Source organism: Marinobacterium sp. xm-g-48, assembly GCF_013282925.1.
Lineage (GTDB): Bacteria > Pseudomonadota > Gammaproteobacteria > Pseudomonadales > Balneatricaceae > Marinobacterium_E.
In genome coordinates, this window is record NZ_WBYQ01000006.1 from 69,679 (window position 1) to 83,268 (window position 13,590).

The window sequence follows — 13,590 nt, forward strand, 5'->3', positions numbered from 1 at the left end:
ATTAGCGGCTTTTTTTGTGTATGCTTGCGGCCCAAATTAGGTGATGATGCACGCGAAACGTTTTTTGATGATTGGTGCGATTTTAGCGATGTTTTCGGTGATTTTTGGCGCTTTTGGTGCCCATTTACTGAAAAGCACCCTGTCAGCTGCTCGCTTTGAAACCTTCAGCACCGCTGTGGATTACCAGTTTTGGCAGGCTCTAGGTTTGATGGTGGTCGGTATTACCGGTTTTAAACTCAATAGTAAAAGCTGGCGCCTTGCTGGGTATTCGCTGTTGGCAGGGACGTTGATCTTCAGTGGCAGCCTCTATCTGCTAATCGCAACTGATACTGGTTGGTTAGGAGCGATCACCCCCATCGGTGGTATATTAATGATTATTGGCTGGGCACTGTTTGCCTGGTCGTTACGAACCTTACGGATAGAACAATGAGTGACACAGAACAGCAGCGCCCACACCGTACGATTAGAAGTTTTGTCGTACGCGCTGGACGCATGACAGAAGGGCAAGAGCGTGCAATGAAAGAGAACTGGCCTCTGTATGGGCTAGAACTTGAAGATGGCATGGTCGACTTTAAAACTCTGTTTGGCGATGATCGCCCCGTCACTCTAGAGATCGGTTTTGGTATGGGCGCGTCGCTGGTAGAGATGGCGAGCCGCTCACCTGAGAAGGGCTTTATTGGAATCGAAGTGCATCCTCCCGGTGTTGGTCGTTTGTTAGCTGATGCACGTGCCGAAGGGGTCGACAATATTCGCGTCTATTGTGAAGATGCGATCGAGGTACTGGCACAGTGCATACCGGATGGCTCTTTGGCGGGTGTGCAGCTCTTCTTCCCAGACCCTTGGCATAAGAAGAAGCACAATAAACGCCGCATTGTACAACCTGAATTTGCTCAAACCATTCGTCAAAAGCTGGCGATTGGCGGTGTCTTCCATATGGCGACTGACTGGGAGCCCTACTCAGAGCATATGATGGAAGTGATGAGTGCGGCAGAGGGCTATCAAAACCAGATGGGCGAAGGTCAGTTTTCGCCACAGCCAGACTTCCGCCCTGTGACTAAGTTCCAAAAACGGGGTGAAAAGCTAGGTCACGGTGTTTGGGATCTGATGTTCGAGCGCGTCAACTAAGATGGACAATCAACCGAATAATCCACTGCACGGCGTTAAGTTGGCTGATGTTGTCGAGCGTCTTGTGGATCATTACGGCTGGGATGAGTTGGGCGAGCGGATCGATATTAACTGCTTTCAGATCGATCCATCCGTTAAGTCATCCCTAAAATTTTTACGCAAACAGCAGTGGGCTCGCGATAAGGTAGAGCAGCTCTACATTGATACCTTCTGCTGAATAGAGAGAGTTAATTATGAAATTGTTAGTCCGTAATTTGGATCGTTCAACCACAGAAGCTGAGATTAAAGAGCTCTTTGAAGGTTACGGTAGCGTTCAGTACTGCACCTTGGTGATGGACGAGAAAACGGGCTCATCGAAGGGCTTTGGGTTTGTTGAAATGCCTAAGCCAGGTGAAGCGAAAGCGGCGGTTAAAAATCTAAACCACACACTGGTTGGCCGTAATATGATTCGTGTAAAAAAAGCGGAAGAGAGAGCGGACTGATCGCTCGAGTCACTTCTCAACTTAATTAAGGAGCCGATATGACAGCAATACTCCTCTCAATACTCTCTTCGTTAATTGGTGTGTGGGTGTTGGTATGGTTAATTGGTAATCTGCTGTTTAAGAAAAAGAGCTCGCCGCAAAAAGAGCTCTTCTCGCTACCATTAGCTTGGATGGTGGCCTCAATTGCTGGGGGTTACGCCATTGCTAACGGCGGTCCGCCACGCTTTGATGTGTCCCTGCTTCAGTACGGTATTGGCGCCTTTCTGCTGCTGATCTACTACGTCTCTGCCAGCTTTGCGAAAAAGCGCAGTAAAGATTCCGAGTAGTCATTGGGTGATCCAACGGGTTAAAGCTCACTTATAGAAGTTAACTCTTTAAGCTGAGATCGCCCATGCTGCCCAGTCAAAATGTACAGTGTCCCTATTGTTGGGAGATGATCGAGATTGTCTACGAGCCCGATGAGGCTGAGATGTTTGTCTGTGATTGTACGGTCTGTTGCCACCCCATCCACTTTTCTGTCTCAGTGGATGGGTATGGCGATTATTACATTACACCGCACTCAGAAGATGATTTCTGATCAGTCTTATTCGCGGCCTTTGTAAGACCGCTCCAACAGTGCGCCGACAGAGCTCCAACACTGGGTTGGAGCCTTATCGAGGATGAGGCGATAGATCAGTACTGGTTGATATCCTGATCACTCTTTTTATTGAACAGTGCGCGCAGAGCAATCAGCGTGATCACTGAGATAATACCGACGATCAGTAGCTCATCGATTACGCCAGAATCCAATAGGGTCGGGATCAGATTCAACTTAATCAATAGGCCCGTTAGGATTGACCCGATACCGAAGCTGATAGAGATGTAAGCGAGGTTCAACACCATCTCAATGATGATGAGCCCCAATCCAAGAATCAGCCAGCCGTTTCCGTTTGTAAAAAAATCCATCATTTACTCTTTAATCCGTCGCCAACGGTCTGTGCTAATAGCTCTAATGAGCCAATTGCTTTAGTGATGTCTGTCGGCATGATCACTGTTTTGCTGTTATCAGCTGCTGCAACCTCAGACAGTGCTGCAACCTGTTTCTGTAGAATATCGAAGTTGATCGCCGATTGCCCGCCGTTATTAATAGCATCGGCTATCATGCGCGTCTGCTCGGCGGTCGCTTCGGCTTTCACTTTTATCGCATAGGCATCTGCATCGGCCGCGACTCTTACCGCTTCAGCTTGCTTTTGTGCTTCGTAGAGTTGTGCCTCTGCATTCAGCTCCACAGAGCGTTTTTGGCCTTCTGCCTGCGCAACCTGTGCCCGACGCTGACGTTCTGCATTGAGTTGCTGACGTTGCGCCTCTTTGGTCTGCTCATCCACTTGAACATCGGTGATCTCAGTACGAGTAATCTCAATTCCCCAGACTTCAGCTGCTTTTTGCAGATTGGTCAGGATCTCTTCGTTCATCTGAGCGCGTGATGATTGCAGCTCATCAAGGTCTAGCTTGCCCGCTGCAGAGCGAACAATCGACTCGGCTGTCGTCTGAATGGCTTGATCGATGTTCTGAATACGGTAGACCGAGCGGGCCGCATCGGTAATACGGTAGAAGTTGGTCGCCTCTAGGATCACTTCAACGTTATCTTTGGTAATGACGCTGATCTCAAAGGCCGGTAGCTGGCGTTCAAGTATAGAGATGCGGTGACGCACTTGGTCGATCATAGGGACAATAAAGTTGATCCCTGCGTTCAGGGTTTTGGAGAACTTACCAAAACGTTCAACGACAAATACCTGTGACTGTGGAACAACCTTAACGGCAGACCAGGCGAGTACGAGGAAGAAGATTGCAAAAGCTAAGGTGACGATCATGCCGCCACTAAGGAATTCACCGTTCATTGATCACTCCAAATTGATACTGTTTTACTTAGCATAGTACATAGATTCAGATTAATCTTTGATGGAAAGCTTTAAGATTCGTTTTGGTGCCTGAGTGCATTTATCGCGGCCTTTTTAAGACCGCTCCAACAGAGCGCCAATAGTTCTCCAGCACTGGATTGGAGCCTTATCGAAGATGAGGCGATTGCTCTCTATTGTTGCTGTAGAGACCACATACCAGCATAAACGCCCTGTTGGGCAAGGAGTTCTGTGTGAGTACCCTGTTCCACCACTTCGCCTTTGCGCATCACTAGGATGTTATCGGCATCGATAATCGTCGACAGACGGTGCGCGATCACCAAACTCGTATGGTTTTTCGAGAGTGATGTAAAGGCGTTAAGGATCGCCTGCTCATTGTCGCTATCCAACGCTGAGGTCGCTTCATCAAAGAGCAAAATGGGTGGGCGTTTCAGAATCACGCGGGCAATCGCAATGCGTTGTTTTTCACCGCCAGAGACTTTTAGGCCACGTTCGCCAACCAGGGTATCCACCCCCTCAGGGAGTGCCGCAATGAAGTCGTTTAGGTTGGCCAGCTCAATCGCTTTGAGAACCTCTTCTCTGCTTGAACCTGGGCGTCCATAAGCCACGTTGTTGTAGATCGTATCGTTAAACAGGACGGTATCCTGCGGAACCACGCCAATCGCTTGTCGTAATGAGTGCTGAGTCACTTGGTCGATCGGCTGGCCATCTATGCTGATCTGCCCCGACTGAACATCATAAAATCGAAACAGCAGTCGCGCTAAGGTCGATTTGCCCGATCCACTTGGCCCGACGATGGCGACCTTTTTACCCGCTTCTACTTTGAAGCTGACACTTTTCAAAATTTGACGGTCGGGGTGGTAAGCAAAGTTGACGGAGTCAAAGCAAATGGCGCCCCCTTGAGTTATCAAGTCGGTTGCATCGGGGCGGTCGACAATCTTAGGCTGCTTCTTCAACAACCCAAACATATTCTCAATGTCTGTCAGGGCTTTGCGCACTTCACGGTAGACCATGCCAAGGAAATTAAGCGGCATGAATAGCTGTAAGATGTAGGCATTAATCATGACTAACGAACCCAGGGTCATGGCTCCGCTTGCAACATCCTCTGCGGCCAGCCAGAGCATTAAGATGATCCCTAGCGAGATGATGAATGCCTGACCGCTGTTGAGGATCATCAACGTCATGCGCGTTTTTAAACGAGCCGTTTCCCAGCTGGCTAGGTTTTTATCGTACTGGCTGGCCTCATACTCCTCATTGCCAAAGTATTTTACGGTCTCATAGTTGAGCAGGCTATCAATGGCTCGAGTATTGGCTTGAGAGTCGAGTTGATTGGTTTCTCGCACGTAGCGGTTGCGCCATTCGGTAGTGAGTATGGTGAAGTAGATGTAGATACCAACGCAGACCACAACCACCAATGCGTACCAGACACTGAAGTTGAACAGCAAAATGGCAGCAACGAGGCTGATCTCAATCAGCGTTGGTACGATGTTAAAGACCATCATCCTCATCAAAAAGCTGAAGCCATTACTGCCACGGTCAATGTCGCGAGAGATACCACCGGTCTGCCGAGAGAGATGGAAATCGAGTTCTAATGAGTGGAGGTGGCGAAAGACTTTGAGCACCATCCGGCGCATCGCTCTCTCTGTGACTCGGCTAAACACCGCATCGCGAGCTTCTGCAAAGAAGACCGAGCCAAAGCGGAGCATCCCATAGGCTACGACCATCGCAATGGGCACTGTAATCAATGGATTCAGAGAGGCATCTAGACCATCAACGATCTGCTTCAAAGCCAGTGGCATAGCAACCACTGCAAGCTTGGCGGAGATCAACAACAGAAACGCGACCGCCATGCGACGGCGATACTCCCATAAGTATGGCCAGATCATTTTAATGACCGACCAAGCCTCGCTCATGCCAACAGTGTTGCTGCTATTGGAGTCGCTCTTGTAGTGCCGGCCGCCGCCGTGTCGTGACATATTGAGTCTCTGATCAGTAGTTGATACTAACTTTGCCGGCAGCGGTTACCGCCTTCTCGATGGCCGCTTCAACGCTGTCAGCCTGACAAAGCGCCACACCTAGGCGGCGACTTCCAGCGATTTCGGGTTTTCCGAATAGACGCAGTTGCGTGTCGTTATCACTCAGCGCTTCCCTAACCCCATCAAATTGAATGTCTGTAGAGTGTCCATCACCCAAGATGACCGCTGATGCAGAAGCACCAAGCTGGCGAATGTTACCGATAGGGAAGCCGAGAATGGCACGGGCATGCAGCGCAAATTCAGAGAGATTCTGGGAAATCAGTGTGACCAATCCCGTATCGTGTGGTCGGGGTGACACTTCGCTGAAGTAGACCTCATCGCCTTTGATAAACAGCTCGACACCGTAAATGCCAAAACCCGCTAAGTTCTCGACCACTTTGCGAGCGGTCTCTTGTGAGCGTTGTAGTGCAAGATCTGACATCGCTTGTGGTTGCCAAGATTCACGGTAGTCACCCCCTTCCTGACGGTGGCCAATCGGTGCACAGAAGTGGATGCCATCAACGGCGTTGACCGTCAGCAGTGTGATCTCGTAATCAAAATCGACAAACCCTTCAACGATGACACGGCCTTTCCCGGCACGGCCACCCTCTTGAGCATATTGCCAGGCCGGTGCCACATCCGCTTCAGAACGAACCAACGACTGCCCTTTGCCGGATGAGCTCATGATCGGTTTCACGACACAGGGAATACCAATCTCTTTGATAGCCTCTTGATAGTCAGCCTCAGTATCTGCGAAGCGATAAGCTGAAGTCGGTACTCCTAGTGTTTCAGCCGCTAGGCGACGAATACCTTCACGATCCATTGTCAGACGCGCGGCCCGTGCGGTAGGGACTACCTTGAATCCTTCGCTTTCAAGCTCAAGCAGTGTCTCGGTTGCTAAGGCTTCAATCTCGGGCACGATATAGTCCGGTTTTTCGCTCTCAACAACGGCACGCAGTGCACCACCATCCAGCATGTTGATGACGTGGCTTCGGTGAGCGACATGCATAGCAGGCGCATTTGCGTATCGATCTACGGCAATCACCTCTAAACCCAAGCGCTGAAGTTCGATGACAACCTCTTTACCGAGTTCACCAGAACCCAACATCATGACGCGTGTTGCGCTGTTACAAAGAGCGGTACCTAACATTTTTGACTCCTAAAATTTTTACTCCATATTACCATGCTAACAGGAGATCTGAGAGGGTATTAGAATATCCCCAACTTTGATTCTGAATGCGCTAGACTTTACCTAAAATGGGATGGAATAGATAAAATGGCAGTCACAATTAACGAGACATCTTGGCCGCAGCTGCAGCGCTTAAGGTTTATTGAGCGTCAGCTGTTGTGGGAGCGTGAAGTCACCGCGCCTATGTTGGTTGGGGCCTTTGGTATTGCTCGTCCAGAGGCGCAAGAGGCGATTAATACCTACTGTGAGTTCGCGCCTGAAAATGTTCGCTCCTATTCGCCATCTGATCGCAGTTACAAACCCACTCAGGGGTTTAAGCCTAAGCTGATTCCAGATTCGGCTGACTCGTTGATCACCATCTCCCGCCTATCGACTCCGGCGAACCCCGACTTCTTCTCTGTACCCGTATTGAATCGATCGACTGCGCCCGGCGCGTTAGCCACTATTTTGGCAGGCATTGAGAATCGAAGCCGTATAGAGGCGGTCTATGTTTCGATGCAGAATCCAGAGGGTTCACTTCGATCGATTACACCCTGTGCCATCATCAGTGCCAGCAATCGATTGCATGTACGTGCCTATTGTTGGGAGCGACAAGCTTATCGTGACTTTGTGTTAAGTCGCTTCCGCGGTGCTCTGACTCTTAAAGAGGGTGGAGATGAGCTGCCGGTCGACAATGCGTGGAATGAATCACTCTCTGTTCGACTGGTCGTTAATGACGCGCTTACAGCGGCACAACAACGACTGGTCATCGATGATTTTGACCTGGAGCAGCTTGAAGCGTTTGAGATTCGTAAAGCGCTGATCGGTTACTTTTTGCAGGCGAATCTACTACCCACCAGTGAGTCAGAGCTTAATGAGGCCAAAACTCACCCTGAGCGCTTCCCCGTGTTAGCGGTTAGTAACTCAGGTGAGTCGGTCATTAGTTACGCGTTTTAAGCATCGATGCAGAGCTGGTGCTGCTCACCGAGCCCTTCGATGCCAATTCGCACCCTATCACCAGCCATAAGATACTTTTGGGGTGATTGACCCATACCGACACCAGGGGGAGTCCCCGTCATAATGACGTCGCCAGCTTCTAAGGTCATAAATTGGCTCAAATAGGCGACGATCGTTTTGACATCAAACACCATCGTATTGGTATTTCCGTCTTGGAAACGCTCACCGTTAATCTCTGTAAACATCCTTAGATTTTGCGGATCAACGATTTCATCTTTGGTCACTAAGTAGGGCCCGATAGGAGCAAAGCTGTCATGGGATTTCCCTTTGTCCCAGCTGCCTAAACGCTCAAGTTGAAAAGCTCGTTCGGATAGGTCGTTGGCAAGACAAAAGCCAGCAATATGATCCATCGATTGATCTTCTGAAATGTATTTTGTTTTTTTGCCAATGACGATGGCCAGCTCGACTTCCCAGTCTGTTTTATCGGCACCACGTGGAATTTGTATAGGGTCATTTGGGCCTGAAATCGCGCTGGTGGCTTTCATAAAGAGAACGGGTTCTGAGGGAAGCTCCATGCCCGCTTCTGCGGCATGATCTGAGTAGTTCAAGCCGATACAGACTATTTTGCCAACCTCACCAATACAGGGGCCGACTCTTTCTGATGAATCGATAATGGGAAGTGAATCGAGATCTACCGCTCTTAATCTCTCGAGCGCTTGATTCGATAATAGATCGCCGTTGATATCTGGAACAACAGAAGAGAGGTCTCGAATCTGTTGATCTTTATCCAGAATGGCAGGTCTCTCTTGCCTATGGCGCCGACTCGTAACAATTTCATTAGGAGCTCCTTATAGTTTAGGCCTAATTAACTATGCGGACCTAGTCAGGTCAAGAGAAACTAAAAAGGGAGCCGAAGCTCCCCACACTGCAAAAGGTTCTAACCTATTGTTGGTTTCAAAAACTCATTCAGAGCCTGCAGTGGTGTCTCTTAGTGTTTGCCGCCTTTACCACCTTTGCCGTGGCCGTCTTTACCAGAGTGCATGTTTTCGAACTTAGCGATTTGATCTTCTGTCAGCAGCGATTTTATATCTTTGTGCATCTGGTCACGCATGCCATCACGCGCATTGGCTTTCATGTTTTCACGCTGCTCTGCCGTTAGGGTCGCTTGCATCTGTTCACGATCCGCATCACGTTTTGTGAACATAGCTAAAAGCTGTGATTGTTGGTCGGCTGATAGATCCAGACGCTGAGTCAGTTTCTCAACACGATCTTCAGCGCTTTTTGGGCCACCTTTACCCCCTTTTTCATGTGCGTATACCGCGCCTGATAGTGCACCGATTGTTAGTGTTACAGCAGTAATTGAAGCGATGATTGTCTTTTTCATGTGAACTCTCCGTTCGTTGTTCGTTTCGATGTATCCATTATTGATGATGGCAATGCTAAGTTGGGTTGCGAGTTCGTAAAGTTGCGTAAAGTTTTGGGAGTTTGACGCAGCCAAGCGTAAACTGGGCCCAAATAGGAGTGAATATGAGCACACAAATACTGTTAGTTGATGACGATCTTGATCTGACGGACATGCTGGGTGAATACCTTGAGAATGAGGGGTTCTCAGTGACTCAAGCAGGGTCAGCAGAGCAGGCTATCGAGTTGTTTGATGCTGGCAATCAGTTTGATCTCTGTGTGTTCGATATCATGATGCCTGGCCTATCTGGACTTGAGTTGCTGCAGCAGGTTCGTCCTAAGGTCTCTACACCTGTCATCATGTTGACCGGTAAAGGGGATGATATTGATCGCATCCTGGGACTAGAGATGGGGGCTGATGACTACCTGTCTAAACCGGCCAACCCGCGCGAGCTGCTGGCGCGTATTCGTGCCGTGTTACGCAGGTCTGTTCCCGTTAAAGAGGAGACTAACAAACAGACGCTTTCGGTTGGGGCAGTGAATCTTACCCCAGCTCGTCGAGTGGCTTGTGTTGATGAGATAGAGTTACAGCTAACCGCAGCTGAATTTAATGTGCTGGCTTTGTTGATGGAGCGTGCTGGGCAGGTCGCGTCAAAAGAGTGGCTGACCGAACAGGTACTGCACCGCAAATTAACGGCTTACGATCGATCGATCGATGTCCACGTCAGCCGTGTTAGACAGAAGCTTGAGCAGGCAAAGCCTGGCTTAGCCGAGATGATTAAAACAGTCCGTGGTGAAGGCTACCAGATGGTCGTTGGGGTGGAGGGTTAATGCGCTGGTATCAACATCTATTCTGGCGCATCTTCGGCGCCGTCTGGCTGGTCAGCACGCTTGGTATTCTTATCAGCTTGACCCTGTTCATCTCTGTCACTGATACTCCCGATCGCACCGAGAGCCAAAAGCAGAAAGCGACCATCATCGCAGAGCAGTTAATCTCCGATTATCAGTATGGGATGCAACGTAAAGAGCAGCGCCGACGTCTACCGCTTTGGATCTATGAGAAGCGATCCAATCAACTGATCTACTCGTCAGGTAGACGGTCACAACCCAAGGATGCAATGGTGACAGAGATCATCGCTGCTGATGGCACCCCATACCTCGTCTACTTCCCACCCGAACGAAATGAAGAGCTGTTTGAACGGATGTGGGGGTTCTTACTCTCCTTCCAAGTTTTGTGGGTCATTGCGGTCTCCTTTGGCAGCAGCCTTCTGGTCACGTGGTTAGTCGTCAGACCGATTAACGACTTGAAGGGGTTTGTTCGCCGCCTTCATCAACAGGGTAATTTAAGCAGTCGAGCCGAGGGTAAGCTCGTCAAACGAGGCGATGAGCTGGGCCAGCTGGCACGTGAGTTTAACCAGATGGTTGATTACGTTGAGCAGACGCTCGATAGCCAACGGCATCTTCTGCAGGATGTCTCTCATGAGCTACGAGCACCTTTAGCCCGTCTTCAGGCGGCAGCAGGTTTGGCAGAGCAGAAGTGGGGTGAGGATGATCGTACCCTGCAACGCATTAATAAAGAGTGCGTTAAATTAGACGGTTTAATCTCTGAAATACTCACACTGGCCCGAGCTCGAGATGCCGAAGCGACTGCACCAATTTTGGATCTGGCACTGCTGTGTCGGGATCTGGTGCAGGACGCCCGTGTCAGCGGCCCACAGCATCAATTCGACCTATCACTTGATGTCACTGATGGAGCAACCATTCGGAGTGAACCACTGAGTCGAGTCGTCAGCAATCTGTTGAATAACGCCATCAATCACACGCCACAGGGTACGTTGATTAAGGTATCTGTCGCTACTGATAACGGCAGGCTAACGATTCGAGTGGTTGATAATGGACCCGGATTACCAGAATCGATTCTAGATTCGATTGGGCAGCCATTTAGACGTGGGGCCAACTCAGGCGGTTACGGTTTGGGTTTGAGTATCGTGACTCGAGCGACTGAACGCGTCGGTGGGGAGGTTCAGTTCCAAAACCTCGCGCCAACGGGGCTTCAAGTAGATATAAAAATGCCGCTAGCGAACTGATCGGTAGCGGCATTTTTGAAATGGATCGAAGCTTAAAGCGCTTCTGAACCCGTCTCGCCAGTACGAATACGTACCACTTGCTCAACTGGCATAACGAAGATTTTACCATCACCGATCTTGCCAGTATTGGCCGTAGAGCTGATCGCTTCAATGACTTGATCTAGCATGTCGTCGTCGATCGCGACTTCAATTTTTACCTTAGGAAGGAAGTCCACTACGTACTCGGCACCACGGTAAAGTTCTGTGTGACCTTTCTGACGACCGAAGCCTTTAACTTCAGTCACTGTAACACCTTGGATACCAATGTCAGACAGCGCTTCGCGCACATCATCCAGTTTGAACGGTTTGATAACTGCCGATACCAGTTTCATAGTTTCTCCTTGTTGAACTGGGCAGGCAAAACTGTCCCAATTCGCTGTAAATTTTCATCCATTATGTACATGGATGGTTTAACCTTCAAGTTTCCTGATCAACCTGTTTGTCCAGAAACGAAAAAAACCCTACCTGGGGGTAGGGCTGAGAAGAGGGGTGTATCGCTACACCCCGGGTTTCAACAGAAACTGAGTTTCCTATTACTTACGTGAAGTGACGAACTCTGGGTAGGCTTCCATACCACATTCAGAGATATCGACACCTTCGTACTCTTCCTCTTCAGTCACTCGGATGCCCATCACAGCTTTGATGATGCCCCAAACCACTAGGCTGACAACGAATACCCATACGAAGATTGTTAGGGCGCCGATGATCTGGCCAGAGAAAGTAGAACCGTCGTTAGTTACTGGTACCAGTAGTAGACCAAGAAGACCTACAACACCGTGTACAGAGATCGCACCGACAGGATCGTCAATTTTTAGTTTATCCAGCGTTAGGATAGAGAAGACAACCAGAACACCACCGATCGCACCGAAGATGTGAGCTTGTAGTGCAGAAGGGGTTGAAGGCTCTGCTGTGATCGCTACTAGACCTGCTAGTGCACCGTTAAGTGCCATTGTAAGGTCCGCTTTGCCGAACAGTAGACGCGCTGTGATTAGTGCTGCTACTACACCGCCAGCCGCAGCTGCGTTAGTGTTCATGAAGACAACGGCAACTGCGTTTGAGTTCTCAACGTCAGACGTTGCTAGAACCGAACCACCGTTGAAGCCGAACCAACCCATCCAAAGGATGAATGTGCCCAGTGTTGCCATTGGTAGGTTAGCACCAGGGATCGCATTGATCTCACCGTTCTTACCGTATTTGCCTTTACGTGCGCCAAGCATTAGGACACCTGCTAGTGCTGCTGCAGCACCTGCCATGTGGACGATACCTGAACCCGCGAAGTCAGAGAAACCAAGATCACCTAGAGTGTACATGCCGAATACAGCGTTGCCGCCCCAAGTCCAAGAACCTTCCATTGGGTAGATGAAGCCTGTCATCACAACCGCGAACGCTAGGAACGCCCATAGTTTCATACGTTCAGCCACTGCACCCGATACGATAGACATTGCTGTTGCAACGAATACCACCTGGAAGAAGAAGTCAGCTGATGGCGCGTAGGTCCACTCATCGGCAACACCGTCACCCGTGATGCTAGATAGGAAGTAGTCACCGCCGTACATGATCGCGTAACCGCAAACGAAGTACATGATGCAAGAGATCGCGAATAGCGCGATGTTCTTAGTTAGAATTTCAGTGGTGTTCTTAGAACGAACAAGACCTGCTTCTAGCATTGAGAAGCCTGCCGCCATCCACATAACCAGCGCACCACACACCAAGAAGTAGAAGGTATCGAGTGCGTACTTCAGCTGGGTAACATCACCAGCTGTTGTATTCAAAAGTTCTTCCATTGTTATGCCCTCCAATAAGGCCAAAAATCAAAACGTTATAGAGCTTCGTCGCCGGTCTCACCGGTACGGATGCGAACAACTTGTTCAAGCGCTGAAACAAAAATCTTACCGTCGCCAATTTTGCCGGTTTGCGCAGCATTGGTGATCGCTTCGATAACCTGATCTACGATCTCATCAGAGACAGCAGCGTCTAGGCGAACTTTAGGTAGGAAGTCCACAACATACTCTGCACCACGGTAGAGTTCGGTGTGGCCTTTTTGACGGCCAAAGCCTTTAACTTCAGTCACGGTGATACCTTGTACACCGATCTCTGATAGCGCTTCGCGCACGTCGTCAAGCTTGAATGGCTTAATTACGGCTGACACTAGTTTCATCAGATTTCTCCTTAATGTGAAAAGGGAGGATTAATTTTTTCCTGTGAACTCTATTTGCGAAACTTGTGCCAACTTTTAAAAATAACTTATAAAACATTGACTTATAAATTTTTCATGGGTCTCTTTACCGTTTTATCAACCTTTATAGTGCACGCCAGTATGCACCACAAAAGTGCATGCACTACTTTGGTGCGCCATATTGAGGCTAAAATAGTGATCATAGACGCTTGTCTTAAAAGGGTTCTGGTATAGTGCATCTATTG

19 protein-coding genes are annotated in these 13,590 nt (G+C 49.3%); 9 read left to right on the plus strand and 10 right to left on the minus strand.

Features of this window, described 5'->3' with window-relative positions:
• Window positions 1-46 precede the first annotated feature (46 nt).
• From XMG48_RS09800 to XMG48_RS09825, 6 genes are all read left to right on the plus strand, one after another.
• On the plus strand, window positions 47-430 hold the full coding sequence (locus tag XMG48_RS09800) for a DUF423 domain-containing protein (RefSeq protein ID WP_173481890.1): 384 nt from the start codon (window positions 47-49) through the stop codon (window positions 428-430).
• Entirely contained in the window at window positions 427-1,125 is a 699-nt protein-coding gene (gene trmB / locus XMG48_RS09805; protein WP_173481891.1) for a tRNA (guanosine(46)-N7)-methyltransferase TrmB, read from the plus strand. Before XMG48_RS09800 ends, trmB begins: the two co-directional genes overlap by 4 nt.
• A 1-nt stretch (window position 1,126) precedes the next feature.
• Window positions 1,127-1,342, plus strand: a complete 216-nt coding sequence (locus XMG48_RS09810; protein WP_173481892.1) for a VF530 family DNA-binding protein — start codon at window positions 1,127-1,129, stop codon at window positions 1,340-1,342.
• 16 nt (window positions 1,343-1,358) lie between these two features.
• On the plus strand, window positions 1,359-1,607 hold the full coding sequence (locus XMG48_RS09815; RefSeq protein ID WP_173481893.1) for an RNA-binding protein: 249 nt from the start codon (window positions 1,359-1,361) through the stop codon (window positions 1,605-1,607).
• Between the two features lie 38 nt (window positions 1,608-1,645).
• Complete coding sequence (locus XMG48_RS09820) at window positions 1,646-1,933, plus strand: hypothetical protein (RefSeq protein WP_173481894.1); 288 nt, start codon at window positions 1,646-1,648, stop codon at window positions 1,931-1,933.
• Window positions 1,934-1,998: 65 nt separating this feature from the next.
• Complete coding sequence (locus XMG48_RS09825) at window positions 1,999-2,184, plus strand: CPXCG motif-containing cysteine-rich protein (RefSeq protein ID WP_173481895.1); 186 nt, start codon at window positions 1,999-2,001, stop codon at window positions 2,182-2,184.
• Window positions 2,185-2,279: 95 nt separating this feature from the next.
• Here the strand turns inward: XMG48_RS09825 and XMG48_RS09830 are convergent, their stop codons facing one another.
• From XMG48_RS09830 to purT, 4 genes are all read right to left on the minus strand, one after another.
• Window positions 2,280-2,552, minus strand: a complete 273-nt coding sequence (locus XMG48_RS09830; protein ID WP_173481896.1) for a hypothetical protein — start codon at window positions 2,550-2,552, stop codon at window positions 2,280-2,282.
• On the minus strand, window positions 2,552-3,484 hold the full coding sequence (locus XMG48_RS09835; protein ID WP_173481897.1) for an SPFH domain-containing protein: 933 nt from the start codon (window positions 3,482-3,484) through the stop codon (window positions 2,552-2,554). The genes XMG48_RS09830 and XMG48_RS09835 overlap by 1 nt, the downstream gene beginning before the upstream one ends.
• Window positions 3,485-3,675: 191 nt before the next feature.
• Window positions 3,676-5,478 carry an ABC transporter ATP-binding protein/permease gene (locus XMG48_RS09840; protein WP_254442850.1) on the minus strand — a complete coding sequence of 601 codons (1,803 nt, stop codon included), beginning with the start codon at window positions 5,476-5,478 and terminating at the stop codon, window positions 3,676-3,678.
• Window positions 5,479-5,491: 13 nt separating this feature from the next.
• Complete coding sequence (gene purT / locus XMG48_RS09845) at window positions 5,492-6,667, minus strand: formate-dependent phosphoribosylglycinamide formyltransferase (RefSeq protein ID WP_173481898.1); 1,176 nt, start codon at window positions 6,665-6,667, stop codon at window positions 5,492-5,494.
• 126 nt (window positions 6,668-6,793) lie between these two features.
• Between purT and XMG48_RS09850 the strand changes: the two genes are divergently transcribed.
• Window positions 6,794-7,642 carry a WYL domain-containing protein gene (locus tag XMG48_RS09850; protein ID WP_173481899.1) on the plus strand — a complete coding sequence of 283 codons (849 nt, stop codon included), beginning with the start codon at window positions 6,794-6,796 and terminating at the stop codon, window positions 7,640-7,642.
• Here the strand turns inward: XMG48_RS09850 and XMG48_RS09855 are convergent.
• The 3 genes from XMG48_RS09855 to XMG48_RS09860 all read right to left on the minus strand — a co-directional run bounded on the left by XMG48_RS09855 (window position 7,639) and on the right by XMG48_RS09860 (window position 9,026).
• On the minus strand, window positions 7,639-8,250 hold the full coding sequence (locus XMG48_RS09855; RefSeq protein WP_371731466.1) for a fumarylacetoacetate hydrolase family protein: 612 nt from the start codon (window positions 8,248-8,250) through the stop codon (window positions 7,639-7,641). The two genes, XMG48_RS09850 and XMG48_RS09855, sit on opposite strands and share 4 nt — an antisense overlap.
• Before the next feature lie 92 nt (window positions 8,251-8,342).
• Window positions 8,343-8,480 carry a hypothetical protein gene (locus XMG48_RS12220; RefSeq protein ID WP_371731465.1) on the minus strand — a complete coding sequence of 46 codons (138 nt, stop codon included), beginning with the start codon at window positions 8,478-8,480 and terminating at the stop codon, window positions 8,343-8,345.
• Between the two features lie 150 nt (window positions 8,481-8,630).
• Window positions 8,631-9,026 carry a hypothetical protein gene (locus XMG48_RS09860; RefSeq protein WP_173481900.1) on the minus strand — a complete coding sequence of 132 codons (396 nt, stop codon included), beginning with the start codon at window positions 9,024-9,026 and terminating at the stop codon, window positions 8,631-8,633.
• Window positions 9,027-9,169: 143 nt separating this feature from the next.
• On the opposite strand from XMG48_RS09860, the gene XMG48_RS09865 reads away from it, so the two are divergent.
• Window positions 9,170-9,874 (plus strand): response regulator transcription factor, encoded by a 705-nt coding sequence (locus tag XMG48_RS09865; protein WP_173481901.1) that lies wholly within the window; start codon window positions 9,170-9,172, stop codon window positions 9,872-9,874.
• Window positions 9,874-11,130 (plus strand): HAMP domain-containing sensor histidine kinase, encoded by a 1,257-nt coding sequence (locus tag XMG48_RS09870; RefSeq protein WP_173481902.1) that lies wholly within the window; start codon window positions 9,874-9,876, stop codon window positions 11,128-11,130. The genes XMG48_RS09865 and XMG48_RS09870 overlap by 1 nt, the downstream gene beginning before the upstream one ends.
• 32 nt (window positions 11,131-11,162) lie before the next feature.
• On the opposite strand, the gene glnK (XMG48_RS09875) is transcribed toward XMG48_RS09870, so the two are convergent.
• From glnK (XMG48_RS09875) to glnK (XMG48_RS09885), 3 genes are all read right to left on the minus strand, one after another.
• The gene (gene glnK / locus XMG48_RS09875; protein WP_173481903.1) at window positions 11,163-11,501 is read right to left on the minus strand and encodes a P-II family nitrogen regulator; all 339 of its coding nucleotides are present in this window, start codon (window positions 11,499-11,501) and stop codon (window positions 11,163-11,165) included.
• Window positions 11,502-11,702: 201 nt separating this feature from the next.
• Entirely contained in the window at window positions 11,703-12,953 is a 1,251-nt protein-coding gene (locus XMG48_RS09880) for an ammonium transporter (RefSeq protein ID WP_173481904.1), read from the minus strand.
• A 35-nt stretch (window positions 12,954-12,988) separates the two neighbouring features.
• Entirely contained in the window at window positions 12,989-13,327 is a 339-nt protein-coding gene (gene glnK, locus XMG48_RS09885) for a P-II family nitrogen regulator (RefSeq protein ID WP_173481905.1), read from the minus strand.
• Between the last annotated feature and the right edge of the window lie 263 nt (window positions 13,328-13,590).